This window comes from Paraburkholderia xenovorans LB400, assembly GCF_000013645.1.
Lineage (GTDB): Bacteria > Pseudomonadota > Gammaproteobacteria > Burkholderiales > Burkholderiaceae > Paraburkholderia > Paraburkholderia xenovorans.
In genome coordinates this window covers 985,596-999,059 of sequence record NC_007951.1, presented here as the reverse complement: position 1 = coordinate 999,059, position 13,464 = coordinate 985,596, and the positions used below count along the sequence as shown (strand labels likewise).

11 protein-coding genes and 1 pseudogene are annotated in these 13,464 nt (G+C 60.3%); 4 read left to right on the top strand and 8 right to left on the bottom strand.

The annotated features are described in order from the left end of the window. Positions 1–6: 6 nt before the first annotated feature. On the bottom strand, positions 7–765 hold the full coding sequence (locus tag BXE_RS04310) for an SDR family NAD(P)-dependent oxidoreductase (protein WP_011487193.1): 759 nt from the start codon (positions 763–765) through the stop codon (positions 7–9). A 709-nt stretch (positions 766–1,474) separates the two neighbouring features. Here BXE_RS04310 and BXE_RS04305 point away from each other — a divergent pair. Continuing rightward, on the top strand, positions 1,475–3,412 hold the full coding sequence (locus BXE_RS04305; protein ID WP_041743839.1) for a hypothetical protein: 1,938 nt from the start codon (positions 1,475–1,477) through the stop codon (positions 3,410–3,412). A gap of 6 nt (positions 3,413–3,418) precedes the next feature. Here BXE_RS04305 and BXE_RS04300 read toward each other — a convergent pair. Continuing rightward, a protein-coding gene (locus BXE_RS04300; protein ID WP_085953580.1) for an IS3-like element ISBxe1 family transposase occupies positions 3,419–4,593 on the bottom strand; the annotation gives its coding sequence in 2 pieces (ribosomal slippage) (positions 3,419–4,338 and positions 4,338–4,593; 1,176 coding nt in all). A 77-nt stretch (positions 4,594–4,670) separates the two neighbouring features. On the opposite strand from BXE_RS04300, the gene BXE_RS43855 reads away from it, so the two are divergent. From BXE_RS43855 to BXE_RS47075, 3 genes and pseudogenes are all read left to right on the top strand, one after another. Next, the gene (locus BXE_RS43855) at positions 4,671–5,366 is read left to right on the top strand and encodes a helix-turn-helix transcriptional regulator (protein WP_148222903.1); all 696 of its coding nucleotides are present in this window, start codon (positions 4,671–4,673) and stop codon (positions 5,364–5,366) included. 185 nt (positions 5,367–5,551) lie between these two features. Next, positions 5,552–6,226 carry a dienelactone hydrolase family protein gene (locus BXE_RS04285; protein WP_011487190.1) on the top strand — a complete coding sequence of 225 codons (675 nt, stop codon included), beginning with the start codon at positions 5,552–5,554 and terminating at the stop codon, positions 6,224–6,226. A 62-nt stretch (positions 6,227–6,288) separates the two neighbouring features. Continuing rightward, positions 6,289–6,471: pseudogene (locus tag BXE_RS47075) on the top strand (hypothetical protein); the annotation flags it as partial. Positions 6,472–6,668: 197 nt separating this feature from the next. On the opposite strand, the gene BXE_RS04280 reads toward BXE_RS47075, so the two are convergent. From BXE_RS04280 to BXE_RS04255, 6 genes are all read right to left on the bottom strand, one after another. Then, positions 6,669–7,604: an electron transfer flavoprotein subunit alpha/FixB family protein gene (locus BXE_RS04280; RefSeq protein WP_011487189.1), complete on the bottom strand. Its 936-nt coding sequence runs from the start codon at positions 7,602–7,604 to the stop codon at positions 6,669–6,671. A gap of 13 nt (positions 7,605–7,617) precedes the next feature. Beyond that, positions 7,618–8,367: an electron transfer flavoprotein subunit beta/FixA family protein gene (locus tag BXE_RS04275; RefSeq protein WP_011487188.1), complete on the bottom strand. Its 750-nt coding sequence runs from the start codon at positions 8,365–8,367 to the stop codon at positions 7,618–7,620. 25 nt (positions 8,368–8,392) lie between these two features. After that, positions 8,393–9,682 (bottom strand): enoyl-CoA hydratase/isomerase family protein, encoded by a 1,290-nt coding sequence (locus BXE_RS04270; protein WP_011487187.1) that lies wholly within the window; start codon positions 9,680–9,682, stop codon positions 8,393–8,395. Then, the gene (locus BXE_RS04265; protein ID WP_011487186.1) at positions 9,679–10,458 is read right to left on the bottom strand and encodes an enoyl-CoA hydratase; all 780 of its coding nucleotides are present in this window, start codon (positions 10,456–10,458) and stop codon (positions 9,679–9,681) included. The genes BXE_RS04270 and BXE_RS04265 overlap by 4 nt, the downstream gene beginning before the upstream one ends. A gap of 77 nt (positions 10,459–10,535) precedes the next feature. Further along, positions 10,536–12,260 (bottom strand): AMP-binding protein, encoded by a 1,725-nt coding sequence (locus BXE_RS04260; protein ID WP_011487185.1) that lies wholly within the window; start codon positions 12,258–12,260, stop codon positions 10,536–10,538. A 60-nt stretch (positions 12,261–12,320) separates the two neighbouring features. After that, on the bottom strand, positions 12,321–13,454 hold the full coding sequence (locus tag BXE_RS04255) for an acyl-CoA dehydrogenase family protein (protein WP_011487184.1): 1,134 nt from the start codon (positions 13,452–13,454) through the stop codon (positions 12,321–12,323). Positions 13,455–13,464: the final 10 nt, after the last annotated feature.

The following is a 13,464-nucleotide window of genomic DNA, read 5'->3' as shown; positions in this document are numbered from 1 at the left end:
AGGCTTTCAGAGGCTCATGAAAATGCCACCGTCCACAATGATGTTCTGCCCGTTGACGTAGGACGCTTCGTCGCTCGCGAGCCAGAGTGCTGCGCCGGCAATGTCCTCGGGCACCTGCGGCCGCCCGATCGTGCGCATCTGTGCGGCGACGCCTTCGAACTGCTCGTGCTGCTGGGTATTGGCCACTGCGTTTGCAGAATGGGTATAGCCGGGAGAGATCGCGTTGACCGTAATTCCCGCCTTGGTGGCAGCAAACTCCCGCGCCATTGCGCGGGTCATGGCTGCCACGGCACCCTTGCTCGAGACGTAGTGCAGCATGAAGGGCACGCCGACGTGCGCGATGACCGAGGCGATGTTGATGATCTTGCCGCCACCGCCCTCACGCATCGCCGCCGAGACTGCGCTCGTGCAAAGCCACGGACCCTTGACATTGACAGCGTAGAGTTTGTCCCAGTCCTCGACCGTGATGCCTTCCATCGGAACACCGCTGAGGCCCGTGAAAATGCCGGCATTGTTGACCAGCACGTCGATCTTGCCAAACCGCTCGACAGCAGCAGCAGCCATCTGCCTGGTGCTGTCCGGATCGGCGACGTTGGCGTAAATACCTAGCGCAATACCCGCGCCAAGTTCAGATGCCGCTGCCTCCGCCCCCTTCAGGTCTGCAATCACGACCTTCGCACCTTCGGCCACATACGCCCGCGCGATCGCGTTGCCGATACCGGTTGCCGCACCGGTGATGATCGCCACCTTGCCTTCAAGTCTCATCGTCTCGCTCCAGTTAAGATCAGTTGGAATTCTTTTAAACAAACAGACTGTACGGTCTGTTTGTGCATTGCGAAATGCTGAACCAAGGATATGTGATACGTCAACAGCATTTGCTCGCCCATCCGTCGCGCCGCACACTGTTGCACGCGCAATCGGACTTCAGGCTCTTCACATCAAGACACGTGACGAATGCTGCACCGCAAAATGACGACTGCCTTTCTGCTATCAGCTCTGTCTCCGTTACAAACGAATTAAAACCTTGTTCGTGATCAATATCCCCATCCCAAAGGATAGGTTGACGCCTGGGACAAACCCGAAGCCACGAAGTCGTGTCATGCGTTCAGAATCTGCAGGACAAGGTGCGTATGAAGCACGTGACTGATGGCTTTTGTGCGCCGCAAAGAAAATAAAGGAGACCTGCCGATAGTTGAATGTCGCGCCCCTGCACATCCGCTCGCGGCTCACTTGAGCCCGGACTGGCTGGTCAGAGAAAACGGGCGGGACTGCCTCAACCACGGCAGCCGGGTTAAACGTCGCAGGTCAGGAAGTACCCCATCCAATGAATTGGAACAATTGGTCGCACGGACGGCTTTCCCCGCCCGATTTCGCCTTCGAATACGTACCGACCCGCGCACTCGCATCGCTACGCTCCCGGTCCCTTCCCAGGCTCACAGTCGTGACGGCCCCTCCGGGTTATGGGAAAACGGTTTTGCTGAGCACGATCTACCGCTGGCTCTGCTCAACTGGCGAGCGCTGTCTTTGGCTCACTCTGGACGAACGCGAGCGGGACGTCCGCTCCGTATTTGCACTGCTTCGGCAGGCTATGGCCGGATCTGGGCAAATGGGGGATGAGGCCGATATCCAGTTGGCCAGTGCCATCGCCGACCCTGTGGATATGATCGATCCCGGCCATGCCATGGAGGTGGTCGTGAGTGACCTGCGCCGACTGCCCGGGCGGACAGTGGTGTTCATCGACAATCTGGACGTGTGCGTAGACCCGATGATTGCGGTGTTTGTCGAACGGTTGACATTTCATCGGGCGCCCAATGTGCACCTGGTCGTCTCCAGCGTGAGAAACCTTCCGATTGATTTCGTGCGGATGAAGCTTGAGGTAGATGGCTTGATGCTGGGCACAGAGCAACTCAGCTTTGACCGGAACGAGACCAGGCAACTGTTCGCAATGTCGGGACTCGCCAGGCTCGACGACGGGATCATTCTCGATATCCATGCGCATACTGAAGGATGGCCCGCAGCGGTGCGGCTGGCGCAGGTTCTTTTCTCGGAACAGAGGCAATTCGCGCAGTCCACATCATCAGGGAGCTTCACCTCAACGCCATTACGGGATTTCAATGGTGATCAGAAGGATATCTCCCGGGTGCTGACTGAGCGGGTTCTGGCCATTATCGATCCCGCACACGTACGTTTCCTGATGGAGATTGCCCTTGTACGTGAATTCAGCGCGGACCTCGCAGAGTTCATAACTGGTAACCCGAGTGCACGCGAGTGGTTAGACGACCTCCTGCAACGCAATCTGTTGATCTTCGCGGTCGGTGGAGGACGCCGATGGTTTCGTTTGCACACACTTCTTCGCGAGCACCTGCTGCAGGAATCCAGAGAGCGCATCCTCCCCGTACGACGCACAGAAGTGTTGAAGCGGGCGGCCCGATGGTATACGGATCGCAAGGACTATGTCTCGGCCCTGGGAAGCGCACTTGAGGCTCCCGACGTCCAGCAGGCAGAAAACCTGATCGGGCGAATCGCACGGCATGTCGCCGCGGATTGCGGGCAGATGTCGATCCTCGTAGAGTGGTCTGAGACCCTGGTGGATCTTGGGGGACATCTGCCCGTCCAGGCCCAGGGCTGGTACGTCTGGGCATTGTGTCACCTGATGCAGTACGAAAAGGCCAAATGGGCTCTCGATATACTGGACCGGCGCATTTCCGGGAGCCCTCCTTTTCCTGCTGCCGCAGGCGAGGTTGCCGATCTTTCCTTCCTGAGAATCGTACTTGCGGTATCGACCGATGCACTAGACGTCGCTCACGCTCAGGCACTAATCTGGCTGGATAACGCCGAACACTACGACCCACTTCACGTCGGCACCATTGCCGCAGTTGCCGCCATGGCGGCCCTGGACCGCGGGGATCTATCGGAAGGTGAACGGCACCTGGACTTTGCGGAGGGTGCAATCGAGAGATCTCACAGCATGTTCGTTCGCGCCTGGATTGGCATCTTGCGCGCGATCCTCGAATTATCCCGTGCGCGCCCGGATGTTGCCGACCGGATCCTGAGCAACGTGCGAGTGCGCGTCGCGGCTGAGTTGGGCGAAAACTCCTCCGTGATCACCATCATCGACAGCGTGCACGCGCGCGTGCTGACCGACCTCGGCCTGTTCTCCGCGGCGTATGTCCCGATGATGCGCAGCATGCAGACCGTCAATCATCACGGAGTGCCCGTTACCGCCGAGCTCGGGCTCGGCGCCTGCGTCGCAATGAGGTCGGGGCAGGATCTCGACGATGCGTCAAATACATCTCTTGACGAGATCGCGCGGCGATATGCGCCGCGTATCATGACCATATTGTCTGCGCAGCGCATCCGACGTCGCTTACATTGCGTGACGTTGCCCGCGAATTTCGGATCCCTTAGCTGAGTGAGATTATGCCACCCGTTGGTTCTGGGCAGCGTACCAGTCCCGCTCGAACTGCATCGGACTGACGTAGCCCAACGTCGAGTGCAAGCGCGAATGATTGTAGAAGCTCAACCAGTCGATTACCTCGTCCATCGCTTCCCGACGCGTTGCAAAGCGCTGGCCAAGGATGCGTGCTCGCTTGAGCGATCCCCACAAGCTCTCGGTCGGCGCGTTGTCCCAACAATTTCCTCGACGGCTCATCGAGCTGCGCATGCCGTAGCCCTTAAGCAGGTCCTGGAAGTCACGACTGCAATACTGGCTACCGCGGTCGCTATGGACGATCAGGCCCGCTTCCGGCCGGCGGCGAAACCACGCCATACGCAGCGCGTCAGACACCAGCTCCGTGCGCATGTGCGGCTGCATCGACCAGCCCACCACCTGACGGCTGAACAGGTCGAGGATGACGGTCAGAAACAGCCAACCCTCGTCCGTCCAGATGTACGTGATGTCCGTAGTCCAGACCTGATCTGGACGCGCGGGAGAGAAGTCTCGTTGCAGCAGGTCCGGCGCGACCGGCAGGCTGTGGTTGCTGTCGGTCGTGACCTTGAACCGGCGTTTGGTCTTCGCCCTGATGCCGTGCAGCTTCATGAGCTGTTGGACACGATCCTTGCTGACGCGAATGCCCTGGGCCAGCAACTTCTTCCACACGCGCGGCCAGCCGTACTCGCCTTTGGATTCAGCGTGCACGGCCTTGATGTGCACCAGCAGAGCGTCGTTGCTGATGCGTCGGCGCGCTCGGTCAGTATCGACATCCCGCGCCTTGCGCGCGTGGTAACCGCTGGGGCTGACACCCAGCACCTGGCAGGTCAGGGACACCGGCCATTGTCGGCTGTGAAGCTCGATCCAGGCGTACTTCATGCCGACACCTTTGCAAAGTACGCCGTGGCTTTTTCCAATATGTCGCGCTCCATTTTCACGCGTGCCAACTCCGCGCGCAGCCGGGCAATCTCCATCTGTTCAGGAGAAACCTGTTTGCCTGCGCCGTTCAGCTTCCCAGCGGCATCGGCCTTAACCCAGTTGTGCAGCGTCTTCGGGCTGATACCCAGTATCTTCGCCACCGCCGCCATGCTCTGGCCGCCGCGGACCATGCGCACGGCTTCCAGCATGAATTCCCGCGTATATCGGGCTCTCGGATTACCCATCTTTCCTTCCTCCTTGCGTGAGTTTTACACACTCAGCAAGGGATCCATTTTTTGCGGGCAAGCTCAGCGGCCCCGACGTGGCCCCGATTGAACTCGCAGCCCTCGTCCTTCAATCCACGCCCCATACTTCTGCCACGGGAATGCGCACGCGCGGTGACTGGCTGCTTGCTGGTATCGAGTTGACGATTGCTGGGGGCTTCCTCAAACAGGCCCATGAAACAATCGATGCCGAGATGCGACGGGCGACCACCCAAGGCCGCACAGGTGACCTCGTATCTCTCCTGCTTGCGTCGATGGACGCATACAGTCGTGCGGGAAGAGGACGCGAAGCCGCCCGTGCTTTTTCACGTGCAATCAGTCTCGCCCACCCAGGCTCACTCGTCTATCCATTCATTTTGTACCAACGGGCGGTCTGCAAGGTAATTGCCAACACTCGCGCTCGTGATTTCGGGTTGATCCGGCAAGCCGAAATCAGCTTTCTCGACAGGCTCCACGAAATTTGCAGTCAATCGGATGGGGATGCCCTCTCCCAAACCGCTCATCCCGCTGAACTGACAGCCGGACCCGTAGACGAGGTACAACCGCTCACGGCGCGAGAAACACAACTTCTGCGCCTGGTGAACGAAGGTCTTAGCAACCAGACTGTGGCGGACCAGCTTTCGCTTAGCCTCCCTACCGTTAAATGGCATCTCAGAAACCTCTACGACAAGCTCGGCGTTCGTAACCGCTCCGCTGCTCTTGCCAAGGCACGCGCGTATGGATTATTGACCTGAATCCGGCTCTGGCCTGTCTCAATATACAAACAGACAAAATAGTCTGTCTGTATATTGCCTGGCAGGCCGCGACATTCTAATATGTTCTGCATTTTGTATGCGTCATCGCTAGGCGTGGCGAAAAACCCGGCGTTGTTCAGCTCAAGCCAGGCCAATTCTCCTGGCTTTTCACGAGGTATCGACAGATGAGTCATTGGATCACCCTGGTGACCGCACACGGTCCGATGAATGGGTGGGTGGCCGAACCAGACGACAAACCAGCAGGCGGGATCGTGCTGGTCCACGAAATATTCGGCGTTAACGCCGACATGCGCAAAATCGCCGACCGATATGCCGGAAGAGGATATCTCACGGTTGTGCCTGCCCTCTTCGACAAGGTCCAGCGTGAAGTGGAGCTCGACGACTATGCCACCGACGACTACCGGCGTGGGAACGAGCTCTCGTCGCAGCTCGGGGTCAACAACGCGGCGGAACTCGTCGCAACAGCGGTTGACGCGATTGGTCATGCGGGCAATATGGCAATCATCGGATACGGCTGGGGAGGTCCGGTTGCGTGCCTCGTTGCCCGAAATCTGTCCTTACCCTGTGTTGTGTACTACAGCACACAACCGCCGGGCCAGCCTCATAGCGCAATGAGTCCGCCGGCGTTGGCCCACTATGGCATCCTCGACCCGCTATATGAATCTGATGTGCTAGCCACCGGAAACGGAGTTGAGTCTGTACAGTTTCTCTCTTACCCCACAGGGCACGGGTTCGACCGGGAAGGTGACCCACTGCATTACCACGCCGAAAGCGCAGCTCGGGCCTTTCAGAAAACACTGCACTTCCTCGAACAGCACCTGGGCGTGTCAGGCTACTGACGATTACTGGCTCGTCATACACACCGCCGCGATCGACGTGACGGCATGACGCTGCGGCCGGCGCCTGCAGCCGCAGCGTCATGCTCGCCCGTGGTCGCTACGCGGTTTGGGACGACGGCATAGGATTCTGCCTCTACCGTGGAAGCCAGTGGTTGAACTGCGGCTGGGGCAGCAACTCGCCGCGACGGTGTGGCAGTGGAGTGTCGTGGGAGATTGGGCGACAGCGCGGGCTGTCCATTGGCTGATGTGCCATATGCTTCCGGCCCGATACCGTATTGAAACTACTCGCACCCGTCCAGTTCGTTGCCGGCCGTTCTTCGCATTTGGGCTGAGTGTACCGATCACGGAGCGCCATTTTCGGCTTTGGACAGGCGAAGCGGCGCATCCGTCAACCATGGCTTTTAGATCGCAGATGCGCTTGCCCGGTCAAACCGACACCGATTCAGCCCAGCGCATTCACAAGATCCGGCACCGCGTTAAACAGGTCGGCAACCAGCCCGTAATCGGCCACACTGAAGATTGGCGCTTCCTCGTCCTTGTTGATTGCCACGATGACTTTAGAGTCCTTCATCCCTGCCAGATGCTGGATCGCGCCTGAAATTCCGACAGCGACGTAAAGCTGCGGCGCGACGATCTTGCCTGTCTGTCCTACCTGGTAATCGTTCGGCACGTATCCCGCGTCCACCGCCGCGCGTGATGCGCCGAGGGCTGCGCCCAGTCTGTCCGCCAGCGGCTCAAGCACCCTCGCGTAGTTCTCTGCGCTGCCGAGTCCACGCCCACCCGAGACGATGACTGGAGCGCCCGTCAGCTCAGGGCGGTCCAGCTTCGTCACCTCGCGGCTCACGAACTGCGATAACCCCCGATCGGCCGGCGCCCCGATCTTCTCGATCGTTGCGGCTCCCCCTTCCGCTGCCACCGCATCGAAAGCGGTCGTGCGCACTGTGAGCACTTTCACCGGATCGGCCGATCGAACGGTGGCAATTGCGTTACCGGCATAGATCGGCCGCTCAAACGTGTCCGGGCTCACCACTGCCGTGATATCGCTCACCTGCGCAACATCCAGTTTCGCCGCAATGCGCGGCGCGAGGTTTTTGCCCGCCGCCGTTGCCGGCGCCAGGATGTGGATGTAGTCCTTCGCTACCTGTAATACTGTTGCCTCGACGTTCTCCGCCAACCCGGCCGCCAGCTGGGGGGCGTCGGCGAGGAGAACCTTCGTCACACCCGCGATCCTGGCGGCCGCGTCTGCCGCGTCCTGCGCATTGTGCCCGGCCACCAGGACGTGGACGTCCCCGCCGAGCTTCAGCGCCGCCGCCACCGTGTTCAGCGTCGCAACCTTCACGACAGTGTTGTCGTGTTCAGCAATTACCAGTATCGTCATTTGTATTCCTTTCTTACAGCACCTTCGCTTCGATGGTCAGCTTTTCCACCAGCGTCTTCACATCCGGCACCTTCATGCCTTGCGCGCGCCGCACCGGCGGCACCACCTTCAGTGTCTTGAGACGTGGGCTCACGTCCACTCCCAGGTCTGCCGGCTTCATAGTGTCGAGTTGCTTCTTCTTCGCCTTCATGATGCTGGGCAACGTCACGTAGCGCGGTTCGTTCAGGCGCAGGTCCGTCGTCACCACGGCCGGCAGCATCAATGACAGCGTTTCCGCGCCACCATCAACCTCGCGAGCCACAGTTGCCTTGCCACCCGCAATCACAAGCTTCGACGCGAACGTGGCCTGAGGCAGGTTTGCCAGCGCCGCCAGCATCTGCCCTGTCTGGTTAGAATCGTCGTCGATTGCCTGCTTACCAAGGATCACCAGATGAGGCTGCTCCTTCTCCACAAGCGCCTTGAGCAGCTTCGCGACGGCCAGCGGCTCGAGTACCTCGTTTGATTCGATCAGGATGGCGCGATCCGCGCCGATTGCAAGCGCGGTGCGCAACGTTTCCTGCGCCTGCACTACCCCCGCCGACACGGCAACGACTTCCGTCGCGATGCCCGATTCCTTCAGGCGTACTGCTTCTTCCACCGCAATTTCGTCGAAAGGATTCATTGACATCTTGAGATTCACCGTGTCCACTCCCGTCCCGTCCGACCTGGACTGTACTTTTACATTGGCATCCACAACCCGCTTGACCGCCACCAGAATCTTCATTGCATCGTCGCTCCATTCTCTTTGATCACATTCCTCTTACCCGCCCCATCTCTCCGGAGTGGGATAGGCACAGGCTGTCCTCGCCATTAGCTCCAGCGCATTGCCCGCGCCCTGGTTTAGCGGTCTCGCGCGCCGGCCAATCGCAATCGCGCAGACCGGCAAGCGGATGCGTGTTGTTGCGCCACGGCGAAGACAGAAAATGCTGTACGCGCTCAGCACGAACCTCGGCGAGCTTCGCCGGAGCCCACCGGGGCTTGCGGTCCTTGTCAACGAGATGCGCACGCACGCCTTCACAGAACTCTCCCTCCCCGATCGCACGCGAGACAATGCCGAGTTCCATCCGGAAACATTCTGCGAGTGTCATCTGGCGCCCCCGCAGTAGCGCCTCACGCGTTACCATCAACATCGTTGGCGAGTACTGCGTCAGTGCGTCGAGCGTCGCGAGCAACCAGTCTGCTTCAGGTTGTGGAGGGTGCCGGGCAAGCCCGGCAGAGAGTGTGCTCACGATCTGCTCAATTCCCGCGCGCCGGTCGAAATGCCGCGAGATCAGCGGCGTGTACTCGGGCAATGTGGCCTTCGGTATTCCCTCGACACCCACCGGAGCAAAAACCGCTCTCAGCGCCTCCAGCACATTTCCCTCAATTCTCATCCGCTCCAGCCGGCCCTCGAAATCGTCGAACCATTCGCCCGGTACGCAGAGGTCTGCCAGGCCGCACGCCACCGCATCAGCACCCGACAACGTGACACCCGTCAGCCCAACGTACAGTTCGGTTTCCAGCGGCATCGCCGCAAGAAAACGGGTCGCGCCAACATCCGGCACCATCCCGATGCGGGTCTCCGGCATCGCGATTTTCGTGCGGGTCGTCACGACCCGGATCTGCGCTGCCTGGCCGAGCCCCATCCCCCCGCCCATCGTGACCCCATCCAGCAGCGCGACAACCGGCTTCGGGAATCTGTGCAATGCATGATCAAGCTGATATTCATCAACGAAAAACTGCAGCCAGCCATTCTCGCCGTCGCGCTCTCCACGACGCGCGAGCTGGTACAACGCCCGCACATCACCGCCTGCGCAAAAACCCTTCGGATCTCCACCGCGCAGCACGAGTGCAACGATCCGGTCGTCGTTGCGCACTCGTTCGAGCAGATTCGCGAGATCACGCACCATCAAGTGCGACAGTGCATTGAGCGCGGCGGGTCGATTCAAGGTGATGACAGCGACGCGGTTCACCACCTGAAACAGCACTTCGCTTCCGGTGCTGCCTGTCTCCGGCGAAATGGGCTTCGAGGAAGACTGGAAATCAGGCGTCGCGTTCATGCGCCACTCTCCGCTGTCGTGCTCCATCGCGGTGCGCGCTTTTCGAGGAAGGCGTTCACGCCTTCGAGCTGGTCGGGCGAACCGGACAGATCGACGAAACGCTCACGCTCAACGGCAAGTGCCGCCTCCCGCGGCACGCCGTTGCGCCCCTGATGGATCAGTTCCTTGCTGAACGACACCGCCTGCGGACTAAGAGACGCGACACGCGCGGCCATCGCGAGCGCGGCCTCGCGCGCGCCGCCTCTTGCAACCACGTCCTCCACCAGTCCGATGCGCAGCGCAGTAGCCGCATTGACGCGCTCGCCGGTCAGGATGATCCGCTTCGCCCAGCCTTCGCCGACGAGCCATGGGAGCGTTTGCGTACCACAACCACATGGCAACAGACCCACAGCCGTCTCGGGCAGCGCCAGCACTGCGTGCTCCTCCGCAATGCGGATATCACAAGCGAGCGCGCATTCCAGTCCACCGCCCATTGCATAGCCGTTGATCGCAGCAATCACGACAGGGCGGGCATTCTGCACGGCTTCGAAGGCAGACGCTGCCTCGCGCGCAAGGTCGCGATCTCCCGAGGCGAAGGTATTCAGATCCGCCCCCGCGCTGAAGAATTTCGGGCCGCTACCGGTGATGACCACCGCGCGCACATGGAGTTGTTCGTCACAGGTTCGGATGACTTGCTGCAACTGCCGCAGGCCATCGGGCGTAAACGCGTTTGCCGGGGGACGCGTCAGCGTAACAACAGCCACCGCACCGTTATGGCTAAGTTCAAACTCGATCATTCAGCTTCTCCGTAGACCAGGGAACGGTCGCCAATGCTGAGATACCGCACGCAGCACTACCACATGCGGATACATGTTCAGCGCAGTTCAGGAAAGTCCTCTTCCCAGTATTCGTCGGGGAAGCGCCCTGCTCCCATGTCGCGTTCCATTTCGCGACGCCGCAGTTCAACGCGGCGAATCTTGCCCGAGATGGTCTTGGGCAAATCGCTGAACTGCAATCGCCGGATCCGTTTATAAGGCGCGAGTTTCTCGCGTGAGAAGCGAAAAACCTCGCGTGCAAGTTCCGGTCCTATCTGGTAGCCATGGCGCACGATGACGAATGCTTTCGGCACCGACAGACGAACCGCATCCGCACTCGGCACGACGGCCGCCTCGGCAATCGCCTCGTGCTCGATGAGCACGCTCTCCAGTTCGAAAGGGCTCAGGCGGTAGTCGGAGGACTTGAATACGTCGTCCGCTCGTCCGACGTAGACGAAGTAGCCGTCCTCACGCCGCAACGCGACGTCGGATGTATGGTAAAGGCCGTTGCGCATGGCGTATTCCGTTGCCTGCGGGTTATTGGCATAGCCAGTCATCAGACCGGTCGGACGATGCGCGAGCGACAGGGCAATTTCTCCCTCGCTTGCGGCGTGGTCGTCCGCGTCGACGAGCTCGATACGGTAGCCGGGCAGCGGGCGCCCCATCGATCCCGCGACGACCGGCTGGCCCGGAGAGTTGCCGATCTGGCAGGTGGTTTCGGTTTGACCAAAACCATCGCGAATCGTGGTACCCCAGGCGTGGCGCACGCGCTCGATGATTTCCGGATTGAGCGGTTCGCCCGCTCCGACAATCTCCCGCAACTTCACCGGATACGAAGCGAGGGGTTCCTGCACCAGCATCCGCCAGACTGTGGGCGGCGCGCAGAGTGTCGTGACGCCACATTGCACCAGCACATTCAGCGTATCTTTCGGTACGAAGCGCGTGTAGTCATAGACGAACACGCATGCGCCCGCATTCCACGGCGCAAAAAAACAGCTCCACGCATGCTTCGCCCAGCCGGGGGAACTGATGTTCCAGTGCACGTCGCCGGGCCGCAACCCGATCCAGTACATCGTCGAAAGATGACCGACCGGATAGCTCTGATGGGTATGCTCGACAAGTTTCGGTCTGGACGTCGTGCCCGATGTGAAGTACAGCAGTAGCGGATCGGAGGCGTTCGTCGGGCCGTCCGGTTTGAAGGCCGGGCTCGCTTCATAGGCCAAGGCAAAATCGATCCAGCCTTGAGTCACCGCCGCTCGTGTGCCGACCACAATGCGCTTTACAGTGGCTTCGATCCCATCAAATTTCCCTACCTCGCTCCCGTCGACGATGACGAATCGCACGGCCCCGACCTCGACCCGCTCACAAACGTCATCGGATGACAGCTGCGTTGTCGCAGGCAGCACAACCGCGCCAAGCTTCATCGCTGCGAGCATCACCTCCCATAACTCAACGCGATTGGGCAGCATCAGCAGCAGTCGGTCGCCTCGAGCAACGCCCTGCTCCCGGAGGAAATTTGCCACGCGCGAGGACCGCTCAGCCATTTGCGCGAAGGTGAGCCGTGTTCCGGCACTGGCAGGATCATCGACGATCCACAGCGCCGGGCTGTCGTTGCCACGCGCCATTTCGTCGAAATAGTCGAGCGCCCAGTTGAAGGTGTCGAGCTTCGGCCATGCAAATTCCTGATATGCGCGCTCATAGTCGGTGCGGTGACGCACCAGCAGATCACGCGCGTCGAGGAAAGCCTGTGCAGAATGCGTAAACCCTGTCAATTTTGTCTCCATCGGCGCACAAGCGCCCTTTTATTACTTACGTTGCCTGAACGGTGGGCGCGGAGCGGCGAGCTACAGCTGGCGCGCGATCACCATGCGCTGTACCTCGCTCGTGCCCTCGTAGATCTGTGTGATTCGCGCGTCCCGATAGTGACGCTCGACCGGATAGTCGTTCAGGTAACCATAGCCACCGTGGATCTGGATTGCGTGCGAGCAAACTTCCTCCGCCATCTCGGACGCATACAGCTTCGCCTGCGATGCCTCGGACAGGCACGGCTTGCCAAGCGTTCGCAGCCGGGCTGCGTGATGGACGAGAAAGCGGGCGGCGTTCAGGCGTGTCGCCATATCGGCGAGCAGATTGGCCACGCTCTGATGCCGTACGAGAGGTTCACCGAACTGCACCCGCTCGTGCGCATAGGAGCGTGCCACCTCGAACGCGGCGCGCGCAATACCAAGCGCCTGCGCGGCGATGCCAATACGTCCGCCCTCAAGATTCGACAATGCGATCTTTAAACCCTCGCCGCGTGAGCCGAGCAGATTCGCCTCAGGAATCGCGCAGTTCTCGAGCGCAACGGGGCAGGTATCAGACGCGCGAATACCGAGCTTTTTTTCCGGTGGGCCGACGTTAAAACCCGGCGTGTCGGTCGGGACAATAAAAGCAGACAAACCACGCTTGCCCGCAGTCGGGTCGGTAACGGCGAACACGATTGCCACACCGGCACGTGCGGCGTTGGTCACGAACTGTTTGCTGCCATTCAGCACCCACCGTCCGTTGTGCAGCTCCGCGCGCGTACGAAGATTATTGGCCTCGGAGCCAGCCTGCGGTTCGGTAAGGCAAAACGCACCGATCGCCTCGCCACTGGCGAGCTTGCCGAGCCATCTATCCTTTTGCGCTTCACTTCCATATTGCAGAACAGGTCCGCAACCAACTGAGTTGTGCACGCTCACAAGCGTTGCGCAAGACGCGCAACCCGCAGCAATTTCCTCTATCGCCAGGGCGTATGCAACGTAATCCGTATAGGATCCGCCGAGCTCGGGTGGGACGATCATGCCCAGAAAACCAAGTTCGCCAAGTTGCGAAACGACCTCGTCTGGCAGACTGCCTTCACGGTCCCAGTCAGCCGCATAAGGCGCCAGACGTCCTGTCGAGAGGTCACGCGCCGCATCGCGGATCATCCGCTGGTCGTCGGTATAGAACTCATCCATCTTTAGATCC

Excerpts from the sequence above, each read along its gene's own strand:
- BXE_RS04255 (WP_011487184.1), bottom strand. The coding sequence starts at position 13,454 with ATGGATGAGTTCTATACCGACGACCAGCGGATGATCCGCGATGCGGCG.
- BXE_RS04270 (WP_011487187.1), bottom strand. The coding sequence starts at position 9,682 with ATGAACGCGACGCCTGATTTCCAGTCTTCCTCGAAGCCCATTTCGCCG.
- BXE_RS04275 (WP_011487188.1), bottom strand. The coding sequence starts at position 8,367 with ATGAAGATTCTGGTGGCGGTCAAGCGGGTTGTGGATGCCAATGTAAAA.
- BXE_RS04285 (WP_011487190.1), top strand. The coding sequence starts at position 5,552 with ATGAGTCATTGGATCACCCTGGTGACCGCACACGGTCCGATGAATGGG.
- BXE_RS04260 (WP_011487185.1), bottom strand. The coding sequence starts at position 12,260 with ATGGAGACAAAATTGACAGGGTTTACGCATTCTGCACAGGCTTTCCTC.
- BXE_RS04280 (WP_011487189.1), bottom strand. The coding sequence starts at position 7,604 with ATGACGATACTGGTAATTGCTGAACACGACAACACTGTCGTGAAGGTT.
- BXE_RS04310 (WP_011487193.1), bottom strand. The coding sequence starts at position 765 with ATGAGACTTGAAGGCAAGGTGGCGATCATCACCGGTGCGGCAACCGGT.
- BXE_RS04265 (WP_011487186.1), bottom strand. The coding sequence starts at position 10,458 with ATGATCGAGTTTGAACTTAGCCATAACGGTGCGGTGGCTGTTGTTACG.